Genomic DNA, 13,226 nt, shown 5'->3' with positions numbered 1-13,226 from the left:
GTATAAAAATAAGATTTTAGAATTCTAAAGCTTTTTTAAATACAGTCTTTTAATATATAATAACATCTATTTGTCAAATCTATTTACCTTAAATAATCTCATATTTTTATCTTCTTCTCCAAGATATAGCTTACTAAGCATTATACCTCCTAGGATTGCAAAAAGTATTCCATTAGCTCCATAACCTAAACAGTACCATAAGTTGTGATTTTTGTTATCAGGTCCAATAAAACCTAAGTTATCTAAAGTAGAAGCAAAGCAACCACAATACTTGTAATCAACTTGTATATCTTTTATGTCTTTAAACATGCCTTTTAGTCTTTGTTCAAGAATGTCATATTTTTTATTTGCTAAAGTTTCATTTTCTATATCACTGAAGTCTACATCTTCGCCACCTATAATCAATCTATTATCTTTAGTGGTTCTTAGATAATTATATGGGTCACAATTGTCTCTAATCAGAATATTGTCTTTCCAAGAATCAATGTCTTTAAGTGGTTTTGTAGCTATATTAAAAGTATTAGATTTAGTTGCGAAGTTTCTATTTGTAAATAAACTTGTATTATATCCTGTAGCCACAATTAGTTTTTTGCCATAAACTTTATAGCCATAAGATACTTCAGCTGTTACTTTATCATCTGAAAAGTCTACTTTTTTTACTTCTGTATTTTCATATACTTCAAGACCTTTTTTCAGACTTACATCAATGAGATGATGACTATATTTATATGGGTCTAGTTCTCGTCCACCATTTTTTGATATCAATCCTGACTTTAAATCAAAACCAAAAGGGTTTGTAGATTCATTGATATATTCAACATCAAATCCATTTTCTTTTCTTAGATTATATTCTTCTTTTATAGCTTTAATTTCAAGTTTACTGGCAGTGTAAAGCAAAGTGTCTCTTTTTGCATAATCACACTTATTTCCATGTAATTCTATAAATTTATCTAATTCTTCAAGTGCTGATACACAAAGATTGTATGCTTTTAAGGCATCAGTTAGAGTCATGACTTCTGTTAAATCTATCAAATTATCATCCAATTCATACTGTAAAAGTGATGTGGTTACACTAGTACTTCCATGTGCAATCCTTCCTTTTTCAAGGATAACTGATTTTATATTGTTTTTAGCTAAATAGTATGCACAAATACATCCTGTTATACCACCACCAACAATTATAACATCAGTATCAATATCATTAGTAAGGTATGGAAATTGTCTTGGAATTTTATTTATACTAGTAAAAATAGGTTTGCCTTTTACATATACTTGATTCATATATTTCACTCCTAACGTTTATTATGTATGAGTGTATTATTTTCTATAACAAATAATATTATACATTTTAATTGTTCATATAAATGGGTATGTATAAATAAAAATATGATAACATTTTAGTGTAAAACATATGTATAATATATTCATAAGTAATTTGGTATATAATGATGATTAACAAGTAAAAAAGATTGAATAAAAGTTAAATAAAAATTTAAAATAGGAGGTAGATTTATGCTTTCAAAAGATATAGTTTCAAAGGTATTGGAAAAGTGTTTAATTACTGGCGGAGATTTTGCTGAGATTTTTGAAGAAGACACTATAAATAATTCTATTGGCTTAATAGATAATAAAGTAGAAAATGCAATAGGTGGAAGAAACTATGGTATAGGAATAAGAATATTTAAAGGATTAAAGAGTATATATGCATATACAAGTGATAATTCATTGAATAGTTTATTAGACATAGCGTATAAAGCTGCTATTGCTTTAGGCAAGTTAGAAGAGGGGAAGAGTGTTATATTAAATGGCAGTATTAAAATAAACAATCTACATAATATAAAAATCTATCCAAATTCAATAGGTAATATAGATAAAGTAAATGTCATGAAAATTGCATATAAAAGTGCAAAAGAATTTAGTAGTGATATATCACAAGTAAATGTAACTTATTCAGATAAAGACCAAAAAGTACTAATTGCAAATACTGAAGGAATTTATGTGGAAGATAGAAGAATAAGAACTAGATTGGGAATAAGTTCAATTGCATCTAAAGGTAATGAAAATCAAACGGGATTTGAAGGACCTGGAGGATGTAAGGGATTTGAAATATTTGAAGATATAGACCCAGAATACTATGGAAGAGAATCTGCTAGAGTAGCACATACTATGCTACATGCAAAAAACTGCCCAGCAGGTAATATGATGGTGGCAATAGATAATGGATTTGGAGGAGTAATATTTCATGAAGCTTGTGGACACTCTTTGGAGGCTACAGCAGTTGCAAAAGGAAATTCTGTATTTGCAGATAAATTAGGTCAACAAATTGCATCTACAAAAATTACAGCAATAGATGATGGGACAATACCAAACTATTGGGGTTCTATGAACATAGATGATGAAGGAAACAAAACTCAAAAAAATATCTTAATCGAAAATGGAATTTTAAAGTCTTATATGATAGATAAACTTAATGGTAGACGAATGGGAATGAAGCCTACAGGAAGTTCTCGTAGACAGAGTTATAAATTTGCTCCTACTTCGAGAATGACTAATACTTATATTGCTGCTGGAGAAGATAAGCCAAAGGATATTATAAAGTCAATATCAGATGGTCTATATGCCAAAAAAATGGGTGGAGGCTCTGTAAATCCTGTAACAGGAGAGTTTAATTTTGCAGTTTCAGAAGGTTATTTAATAAAAAATGGAGAAATAAAAGAAGCAGTTAGAGGAGCTAGTTTAATTGGAAAAGGTAGTGATGTACTTATGAATATAGACATGGTTGGGGATAACTTAGAACAAGCTCAAGGTATGTGTGGTTCAGTGTCAGGAAGTATACCAACCAATGTAGGTCAACCTATGATAAGAGTAAAAGAAATTACTGTAGGTGGAAGATAGGAGGAATAAGTATGGAACTTAAAAATTTTAAAGATTTACTATTTAAGAAAGCTCTAAATGAAGGCTTTGAAGAGTGTGAAGTGTATTATTCCACAGTGGAAAATCTAATTATAAATATATATGAAGAAGAAGTTGAGAAATACAATCTTGATAAATCCTTTGGCTTATCATTTAGAGGAAAGATAAGTGGGAAGATAGGATATTCTTATACAGAAATTTTAGATGATAAAGCTGTTGATATGTTGATAAAAAATGTAAAAGATGGGGTAAGAGCTATCGAAAATGAAGATGTACAATTTATATATGAAGGCGACAAATACTATAATGAAGTAAAGACTTATTCTAAGGAACTAGAAAATTTAGAAGCAGATAAGTTGATTGAATTAGCTTTACAAATGGAAGAAGAGACTAAAGCTTATTCAGATAAGGTAGTAAACTTATCTAGTTGTACTATATCTTATTCAGTAGCAAGTAGTGGCATATATAATACTAAAGGATTAGAGTTAAGTAATAAAACTAATCTGCTTATAGGGTTTGTAGTACCAGTTATACAAGACAATGGACAAAAATATGATGGAGTAGGATACAATATAGCAACTACTATTGAAGAAATAAATCCAAAGGAAATAGCAAAGCTCGGAGTTGAAAATGCGTTATCTAAAATAGGCGGAAAGAGTATACCATCAGGCAAATATAAAACTATATTATTTAATGAAGCAATGGTATCTTTACTTAGTACATTTTCTGGAATATTTAATGCAGACTCAGCTCAAAAAGGATTGTCTTTGTTGAAAGATAGAGAAGGAGAAATGATAGCATCTCCTATAGTTACAATAGTTGATGACCCACTTTTAGAAAATGGTATGGCATCTACTCCTTTTGATGATGAGGGTGTAGCTACTTTTAAAAAAGAAGTTATTTCAAATGGTAAACTTATGACATTACTTCATAATTTAAAGACCGCTAATAAAGCAAAAGTAAAGACTACGGGAAATGGAATAAAAGCTTCATATGCATCACCTATAAGTATATATCCAACTAATTTATATATAGAGAAAGGAAATATATCTTTAGATGATATTATGAAAGAAGTAGGGGAAGGTTTGATGGTTACTAGTTTTGCAGGGCTTCATTCAGGTGCAAATTCAGTAACAGGAGATTTTTCTTTAGCAGCTAAAGGTTTTTATATTAAAGATGGTAAAAAATCATTTCCAGTAGAACAAATTACAGTAGCTGGTAATTACTTTGATTTATTAAAAGATATTGAAGTTATAGGGAATGACTTAGAATTTCCAATGAGCAGTATAGGTTCACCTTCAATTGTTATTAAAGAATTATCAGTAGCAGGAAAAGATGAATAGAGATAGAAAATAATTGCACAAATATAAAGATAAATATGAATCCATGTTAATTTCTATTAGCATGGATTTTTTATTAATTTAAGTTATTTATTAAACCCTAACCATCCTAATAAAAGCATATGTTAAAGTTTTGATGCATATAATTAATATCAATATTTAAATCTAAAGGAGGAGATACCATGAATGCACACTATGATATGCATAAGAGAAAGGGATACTCAAGTGACGAGCCATACCCAGAAATAAAAGTATTGGGAAAAAATAAGTATTATGCAGAACTATTAATGGATGATTATGCTGGTGTATCAAGTGAATTTACAAGTGTAAATCAGTACTTATACCATAACTTTGATTTAGATGAAAATTATAAAGAGTTAAATGAAATGTGGATAAATATATCTATAACAGAAATGTTACATATGGAGATATTAGCAAAAACTATAAGATTATTAGGTGGAAATCCTATATATAGAGGTTCTTCAAGTTCATGTGGTGCATATTGGAATGGTGGTTTTGTATTTTATGGAGATTCTATTTGTAGTAGATTAAAATCGGATTTACATTTAGAGTATGTGGCTATTGAGAATTATTATAAGGATATAAATATTATTGAAGACCCTTATATAAAAGCTATATTAAATAGAATAATTTTAGATGAAAAGGTTCATGTAGGTTTGTTTAAAAAAGCAATAGAAAAGTACTGTAAATAGAATATAATGTTTAATTATTAACTATTTTATTCATATATATAAAACAACTATCATACATTTTCTTGAAGGGAGTTGCTAATGATATGTATTATGTACGTGTGAATGACATAAATATAGCAGTGTATGATTTAAATCCAAAGGCTAAAAAAACAGTTCTATTTATACATGGCTGGCCATTAGGACATAAGATATTTGAATATCAAACTAATATACTGCCAAAACTTGGCTACAGAACAGTTTCAATTGATTTAAGAGGTTTTGGTAACTCTGATGCAACAGCAGGAGGATATACTTATAGTCAGATGGCTGATGATATTTATAAGGTGGTACATGCTATTGAATTAGAAGATTTTACTCTTGTGGGATTTTCAATGGGTGGAGCAATTGTACTTAGATATATGAGTTTATTTAATGGATATGGAGTATCAAAACTAGTCTTAGCTGCTGCGGCGGCACCATCATTTGTAAAAAGGCATCCAGAATTTCCATATGGTATGACACGTGAAGATGTTAATAAGCTAATAGCTCAAGCATGTACAGATAGACCTGAAATGGTAACTAATTTTGGGGAAAAAGTGTTTGCATCAAATCCATCAGAAAGTTTTAGAAGGTGGTTTAATGATATTGGTTTTAGTGCATCAGGGATAGGAACAATTGGAACAGCTGTAGCTTTAAGAGATGAAGAACTATTTAATGATTTAAAATGTGTAAGAGTGCCTACAGGTATATTCCATGGAAAATTAGACCAAGTTTGCCCATATGAATTTGCAGTTTTTATGAATGAAAGGATAGAAGACTCAGTTTTATATACTTTTGAGTATAGCGGTCATGCTATATTCTATGATGAGCTTAAATTATTTAATCAAGAATTTTTACAGTTTTTAGAGGAATAGAAATATTTTATTAATAATTAAAGATATGATGATGTTATATAAAAGGGGCTGTCTCAAAATAGAGAAAGGCCTCTTTTTCATTGTTGAAATGATGAAAATATAGTTGATTAGTTGATTTCATACAAAAAAGAGTGCCTCATAAATTAAAAAGTTCATTTTGAGACACCTCCTTTATTTTTTTTGGTAGAAAATATTACCAAATAGCATAAAATATGACTTTTAAGATTTAAAATTTTTTCAAAAAGTGCTACAATAAACCAAATTGTTGTTTTCTATATTCAGTAAGCAGGAGGTGGTGATATGAAAAAACATAATATTTTATTTGTATCAACTGATGACAAAATAAATATGGATATCTCAGAACAATTAGAAAATATTTTTGGAGAATTTTGTAATATAGATAATATGGTTTACATAGATAAAATAAATATAGAGATATTAAAGTATGAATTAATAGTATGTTCAGATAATGATATAAAAGAATATATGCACAATAATATTGATAAAAATATACCTATTGTGATAATACATCGTACAATAAATATTGAAAATATAAATCAGATAATTAGCATAGAAAATGATTCTGAAGTTATGGTTATAGATGATTATAAGGAGTCAGCAGATGAAACAGCTAAGATAATTAAAAAATTAGGTTTAATTCATATTAATCTTATACCATATTATCCAGGGTGTGATAAGGTAAATTGCGAGGTTGGAATTATTACAGGTAGTAGAAATAATGTGCCACAAAATGTAAAACAAATAATTGATATAGGTGATAAAATAATCGATATAAATACAGTCATAGAAATTTTTACAAAACTTAATATATCAATAGATAAATTACATATTATTAAAGAAAAATATAATGAAGATACTGTAAGTGGATATAGGTATTATACAACTATGAACAAAACTATGAAGAGTTTCTTAGAGATTATTGATGAAGGAATAGCCTCTATTGATAAATTAGGCAAATTTATATACTGTAATAAAATATTCTCAAATCTAGTTGGAATAGACCAAAATAAAATTATATCTAATAACTTTATGGATTTGTTTAGTGACAAGGTTGTTAAAAAAATGTTTTTTCAAGAGGATGAAGTTAATGATGAAGTAGTAAATCTAAATAACAAAAAACTTATAATTAATAAGGTAAATGTATATGAAAATCATGAACGTGTAAAGAGTATTATAAGTATTAAAGACATAAGTGATATACAAACACTTGAAGATAAAATCTATAATAAATTTCAGACAAAAGGATTCGTATCAAAGTACACATTTGAGAATGTTGTGGGTGAAAGTAAGATAATAAAAGAAAAGATTAATATTGCAAGGAAAATAGCAGCTACAGATTTTTCAGTTTTAATACTTGGAGAAAATGGAACTGGAAAAGAGATATTTGCTCAAGCAATACATAATGAATCTCTGAGAAAGAATAAACCATTTATTGCAGTTAACTTATCTTCTTTATCAGATACTCTTATTGAAAGTGAACTTTTTGGCTATGAAGAAGGAAGCTTTACAGGAGCAATAAAAGGTGGGAAAATGGGGATATTTGAAAGAGCTCATACAGGGACAATTTTTTTAGATGAAATAGGTGACATATCCTTAGATGTACAACAAAGGCTTTTAAGAGTTTTACAAGAAAAAGAAGTTATGAGAATGGGTGGAAGTAAAATCATACCAATAGATGTTAGAATTATAGCTGCAACAAATAAAAAATTAAAACAGAAAATTAAAGAAGGTTCTTTTAGAGAAGATTTATATTATAGGATTAATGTACTACATATAGAAATACCTAAACTTAGAGAGCGAAAAGAAGATGTACCTCTTATAAGTGAGTATTTTTTAAATGAAATAAACAGTAATAAATGTTTTACAGAAAAATCAATAGAGGCATTAAAATTATATAAGTGGCCAGGCAACGTAAGAGAGCTTAAAAATTTAATATATTATATTGATACTATAGTAGAAGAAGATATCGTGGACTATGAACATTTACCAGAACAATTTAAATTTGAAGAAAATAATATTTTAGTCAATGAAAAGTTTGATTCAATTATTTTGGATTTTAAACAATCGAATTCTTTAAATGAAAGTATTTGTATATTGAAGAATATAGAAATTTGGAATAATAAAAATATATCATTAGGAAGAAATAAATTACAAGAAATCTTAAAAGAAAAAGATGTTATCTTGAGTGTAGACCAAATAAGACAGAGAATAGATAAATTAAAAAATCATGGATTGTTATTATCTGGTATAAAAAAACAGGGTAGCTTTATAACTAATGAAGGTAAAAATTTTATATCGTATGTAAAAATAAAGGGGAAAATATAGGGTGTCAAAAGAAAAAAACACCTTAAAAATCCCCTATAATAGTTTGAAATAAATAAAGATAATTTTGAATATTAATATAATTTTTAAAATAGTGAATTAAAAATAAAAAAACATTTCTAATAAACAGTAGTAAATCGTCAATTTATTACTGTTTTTATTTTTATAATAATTGAGTATACAATTAAAATTTATATTTTGGCATGTTAATTGCTTTATAGTGTAAATATAAAAAAATTGTAGAACTTGGAGGAAATTATTATGAAATCAGCTTATAAAGGATATGAAGCCTATAGTTATTTGGAAAAGGGAAAAGATATTTCATCTATTGAAATGTGTAAGGGAGACAAGAGAGTTGATGAGTATCTTATTGAGTTAGATGATATTCAAGAAGCAAAGGTTAAAAGTATTGTAGATGAAAAAGTATTTATATCTTTACATGAACATCCTGTTTTATTTCCAGAATATTTAGAAAGAGATATATTTGAATACAATAGAGAAGGTAAACAAAGATGTGCTTATGAGGCATTATCAAGAGGATATTATGATGCTATATTTGATAATTTAATGGATGGTGTATGTACAATAACATCTAATTCAGGATGGAAATGGGATGATATATTAATTGATTTAGGTATGAGATTATGTGACTTAGCTCATCAAGATTTTGTTATAAAGTGTGAAAAAGTAGAAGATATATACAGAGCAAAAAAAGAAGGAAAAGTAGCTTTGATACCTACCCTAGAAGGAGCTGCACCAATAGAAAATGAACTTGATAGAATAGATATTCTATATGGATTTGGCATAAGGTTAATGGGTATAACATACAGCGAATCTAATGCATTGGGTTCAGGATTGAAAGAAGAAAAAGATGGTGGACTTACGAATTTTGGTAGAAAAGCTGTTGAAAGAATGAATAAGATTGGAATGGCTATAGATTGTTCTCATGTTGGAGTTCAAACGACACTTGATGTTATAGAACACAGTAAAGACCCAATAATATTGAGTCATGTTGGGGCAAGAAGTCTATGGAACACAAAGAGATTGACTCCAGATGAAGTACTAATAGCATGTGCTAAAAAGGGTGGGGTTATAGGTGTAGAAGCAGCACCACATACTACAATAACTGAAAAAAACAAAGAACATTCAATAGAGTCATTTATGGAACATTTTGAGTATATTAAAAGTTTAGTAGGGATAGACTATGTAGCTTTTGGACCGGATACAGTATACGGTGACCATGTTAAATTACATTCAGTGTTAGCTGCTAAATTTGATATAAAAAAGATAACTGGCACAAAGGAACATCCTAAAGTAGAGTATGTGAAAGGTCTTGAAAATCCAACTGAAACTTCAAAAAATATTGTTAGATATTTAGTAAAACATGGATATAGTGATGAGGAAATAGAAAAGGTGTTGGGTGGAAACATACTTAGAGTGTTGAATAAGGTCTGGAAATAAGGTTTAAATATTTTAATAAAATTTGAGGATTTATAGGGAGGTTTTTTGCAATGGATTATTTAAAATTAGCCAATCATCCACTTTTGTGGATAGCAAGTACAGTAGCTGTGTCAATAGTAGTAGTACAATCTCTTGTATTTGCTATAAAATCTTGTAAAGTTGGGAAGACGATGGGGATAACTGACAAGCAAATAAAATCAGCTGTTAAGAGTAGTGCTATTTCAGCTATAGGCCCATCAATGACTATATTTGCTGGGATGGTTTCACTTATAGTAACTATGGGTGGACCTATAGCATGGATGAGATTATCATTTATAGGTTCTGTAATTTTTGAATCTATGTCAGCTGGATTTGGAACAGATGCACTAGGGATAACTTTGGGTTCTCCTGAGATGACAAAAGTAGCATTTACAAATGCAGTTTGGACTATGATATTAGGTTCTTTAGGGTGGATAATATTTACATTATTATTTGGGCATAAGTTAGATAAAATAACGAATGTTATTTCTAGTGGTAAGAAATCATTTATACCAATAATATCTGTAGGAGCAATGTTAGGTTCATTTGCATACTTAAATGCTGATAGAGTATTGCGTTTTGACAATGGAACAATTGCTTGTATAAGTGGGATGATAATAATGGTAATACTATGTATGATTGAAAAAAAGAAAAATATAAAATGGCTGAGAGAGTGGGGTCTTACCATATCAATGTTTAGTGGAATGATAATAGGTTCAATAATATAAGGAGGGAGTTTTATGAGTAAAGTAAAATCTATATACAACGAAGAGTACTTACCTTTTATGATAAGGTATGGGAGATTGACATTATCTTTAGGTATTATAGCAGCATTAGTTCCTGGAATAATTTTAAGTTTTGGATTTGGTCTTATGCCTCCAATATCAGCATTATTAGCAAGTACAATGGCAATCGTTAGTATGAGTGCACCAAACTACATAATAGAGCCAGTTTCTTATTCACCAATTTTAGGAATACCAGGAACTTATATGAGCTTTCTTTCTGGAAATATATCTAATATGAGACTGCCATGTTCAATAGCAGCTCAAAAAGCAGCAGAAGTTGAATCAGGAACTGAAGAGGGTTCAATAATATCTACTATAGGAATAGCTGTATCTATTCTAGTAAATATAAGTATTTTGACTTTTGGAGTAATTTTAGGAGGAAGTGTATTGTCTAAAATACCACCTGAAGTAGTAGAAAAATTGAATTTAATTTTACCAGCTTTGTTTGGGTCAGTATTTGGACAAGTTTTTTTACAAGATAAAAAGCTAGGATTAGTAGCAATTGTAATAGCTGTATTAACTATTATATTATCAAAGCAAGGTATAATACCACAGTCTTTAGTAGTTCTTATATGTGTATTTGGTACTATATTGATTGCAAGAGTTATGCATAAAGATAAACTTAAGGACTAGTAAAAAATATAAACTTAGAGGCTAGTAAAATTAAAAAAGTAAAAAGTTTAAAATATAAAGAATTATAGTAAAGGCTACTGCAATAAAATTATATTTTAAGGGGTGAATAATGTGGTATATGATTTAGTTTTAAAAAATGGATTTATAGTAGATGGTACTGGACAAAATGGTTTTTATGGAGATATAGCGATAAAAAATAACTTAATAGTGAGAATAGATTCTGAGATAAATGATGATACAAATAAAATGATAGATTGTCATAAAAGAGTTGTAACACCTGGATTTATTGACCCTCATGTTCATGAAGAAATAGTAGCAATATTAGATGGTAAATTTGAAAAATTCCTAAAACAAGGTGTTACAACAACTATAAATGGTAATTGTGGTCATTCTATAACACCATATTCTTCTGAAAATGTATATGAATATATGTATAAGAATGGTCTATTACTTGAAGAAGAAAAAAAGTATCTTATAGATAAAAATAAGCATTGGAATAGTTTTACAGGATATTGTGACCTTATATCTAATAGTGGAATAGCTATTAATATGGGATTTCTATTGGGTCATGGCACTATAAGATGGAGTGTTATGGGAGGGTCTAAAGATAGACCACCTACAGAAGAAGAAAAAATAGAAATTACAGAGATAATAAATGATGGTATGAAAAGTGGGGCTTTTGGAATATCTACTGGATTGGCATATATACCAAGTAAGTATGCTGATATTGATGAATTAGTTGAGATTGCAAAACTAATAAAAGAACATGATGGTATATATACGTCTCATATTAGGGATTACATAGGAAGATATAATGCAGTAAAAGAAACTATAGAAGTTGGTGAAAAAAGTGGAGCTAGAGTACAAGTATCCCATTTAAGCCCAGTTGAACTAGATGCATTTGATGAGATATTAAATGCTAGAGACAATGGTGTTGATATTATGGTTGATACAGTACCAAGAAGTTCTGGACATTGTATGAAGAAAAAAAGAGTACTTCAATTTATTATGGCAATATCATCTAGTTTGTTTGAATTAGGTATGGATGGCGTTATGGATGCCCTTAGGAATGAAGAAGGAAGAGCCCTGATATTAAAAGAGGCATTTATACTTGGAGATAGAGGAAGTATAATACTTCTAAATACCAATAATATTGATATGGAAAAGAAATCAATACGTGAAATAGCTATACAAAAAGGTATAGATGAGAATAAGTTATTACTAGATTTACTTTTAGATGGAGATGAAGAACTTATATTTTGCCTAGGAGGAATGTACAGGGGAGATTTTCCTGATAAATTACATGATAAAAAGATAATAAATAATCCATTTGTTATGGTTGGTTCAGATTGTTTGTTTAGTGTAGGTGGAGATATGTCATGGTTTGAGCTTCAAAGAAGAGGGGCATTTCCAATTTTCTTTGATATGTATAAAAAATCAGGTGTTAGATTGGAAGAAGTAGTAAGAAGGGTAACTTCATTGCCAGCTAACCAGTTTAAAATAAAGGATAGAGGTATACTTAAAGAGGGTAAAATAGCTGATATAACAGTAATTGATATGGAAAACTACAGCTACCCTAGGTCTGAAGAGATTGACTTCTCAAATCCACAGTTATTAGCTAGAGGTGTTGAATATGTAATTGTAAATGGGAAAATTGCATTAGAAGAAGGTAAAGTTACTAAAAATCAATGTGGTGAAGTATTAAAAAGATAAAATATTAAAAAATAATAAAAATTTAGAAATTAAATAAATAGATAGTAAAAAAACGAAGTTTGAATATTATTTAAATAAAAATCACTCTTCGTTTTTTTATAATAGTATTAAATCTTAATTTATATGGACAATAAAAAGCATGTACAATAAGAAATGTACAAAAAATAATTTACTTTTATAATAAAAAAATTGAGATTTTTATTTATTGAAATATGTAGAAAAATTGGGAAAATAAATGGTTATAATTTTGAAAAAGAAATTTTTTGTAAGTAGATAAAGATAAACTTCTTCTAGAAAATGTTAAAAAAATATCTAGCAAAAGAGAGTTTCAATATCAGAGAATGAGAAAATAATAAAAAATAGTTATTACTTTTTATATATATTAAAATAATATTATATTATAAAATATATATA

10 protein-coding genes are annotated in these 13,226 nt (G+C 28.4%); 9 read left to right on the top strand and 1 reads right to left on the bottom strand.

Annotated features, from left to right (window positions below):
• Window positions 1–66 precede the first annotated feature (66 nt).
• Window positions 67–1,281 (bottom strand): FAD-dependent oxidoreductase, encoded by a 1,215-nt coding sequence (locus KGF52_RS17660; protein WP_227841077.1) that lies wholly within the window; start codon window positions 1,279–1,281, stop codon window positions 67–69.
• A gap of 231 nt (window positions 1,282–1,512) precedes the next feature.
• Here KGF52_RS17660 and KGF52_RS17655 point away from each other — a divergent pair, with 231 nt between their 5' ends.
• The 9 genes from KGF52_RS17655 (at window position 1,513) to KGF52_RS17615 (ending at window position 12,812) form a co-directional block, all read left to right on the top strand.
• Window positions 1,513–2,895, top strand: a complete 1,383-nt coding sequence (locus KGF52_RS17655) for a TldD/PmbA family protein (protein ID WP_227841076.1) — start codon at window positions 1,513–1,515, stop codon at window positions 2,893–2,895.
• 11 nt (window positions 2,896–2,906) lie between these two features.
• Entirely contained in the window at window positions 2,907–4,256 is a 1,350-nt protein-coding gene (locus tag KGF52_RS17650) for a TldD/PmbA family protein (RefSeq protein ID WP_227827658.1), read from the top strand.
• A gap of 179 nt (window positions 4,257–4,435) precedes the next feature.
• Window positions 4,436–4,966, top strand: a complete 531-nt coding sequence (locus KGF52_RS17645) for a ferritin-like domain-containing protein (RefSeq protein ID WP_227841075.1) — start codon at window positions 4,436–4,438, stop codon at window positions 4,964–4,966.
• 83 nt (window positions 4,967–5,049) lie between these two features.
• Entirely contained in the window at window positions 5,050–5,859 is an 810-nt protein-coding gene (locus KGF52_RS17640) for an alpha/beta fold hydrolase (RefSeq protein ID WP_227841074.1), read from the top strand.
• 300 nt (window positions 5,860–6,159) lie between these two features.
• A complete protein-coding gene (locus KGF52_RS17635; RefSeq protein ID WP_227841073.1) occupies window positions 6,160–8,205 on the top strand; it encodes a sigma 54-interacting transcriptional regulator in 2,046 nt (681 codons plus the stop codon).
• A 258-nt stretch (window positions 8,206–8,463) separates the two neighbouring features.
• The gene (locus KGF52_RS17630) at window positions 8,464–9,663 is read left to right on the top strand and encodes a membrane dipeptidase (protein ID WP_227841072.1); all 1,200 of its coding nucleotides are present in this window, start codon (window positions 8,464–8,466) and stop codon (window positions 9,661–9,663) included.
• Between the two features lie 50 nt (window positions 9,664–9,713).
• On the top strand, window positions 9,714–10,409 hold the full coding sequence (locus tag KGF52_RS17625; RefSeq protein WP_227827653.1) for a DUF5058 family protein: 696 nt from the start codon (window positions 9,714–9,716) through the stop codon (window positions 10,407–10,409).
• Window positions 10,410–10,421: 12 nt separating this feature from the next.
• Window positions 10,422–11,099, top strand: a complete 678-nt coding sequence (locus KGF52_RS17620) for a hypothetical protein (protein ID WP_227827652.1) — start codon at window positions 10,422–10,424, stop codon at window positions 11,097–11,099.
• Between the two features lie 111 nt (window positions 11,100–11,210).
• The gene (locus tag KGF52_RS17615) at window positions 11,211–12,812 is read left to right on the top strand and encodes an N-acyl-D-amino-acid deacylase family protein (protein ID WP_227827651.1); all 1,602 of its coding nucleotides are present in this window, start codon (window positions 11,211–11,213) and stop codon (window positions 12,810–12,812) included.
• Window positions 12,813–13,226 lie beyond the last annotated feature (414 nt).

Source organism: Clostridioides sp. ZZV15-6597 (genome assembly GCF_020657815.1).
Classification (GTDB): Bacteria; Bacillota; Clostridia; order Peptostreptococcales; family Peptostreptococcaceae; genus Clostridioides.
This window is presented reverse-complemented; position numbering and strand designations above follow the sequence as displayed.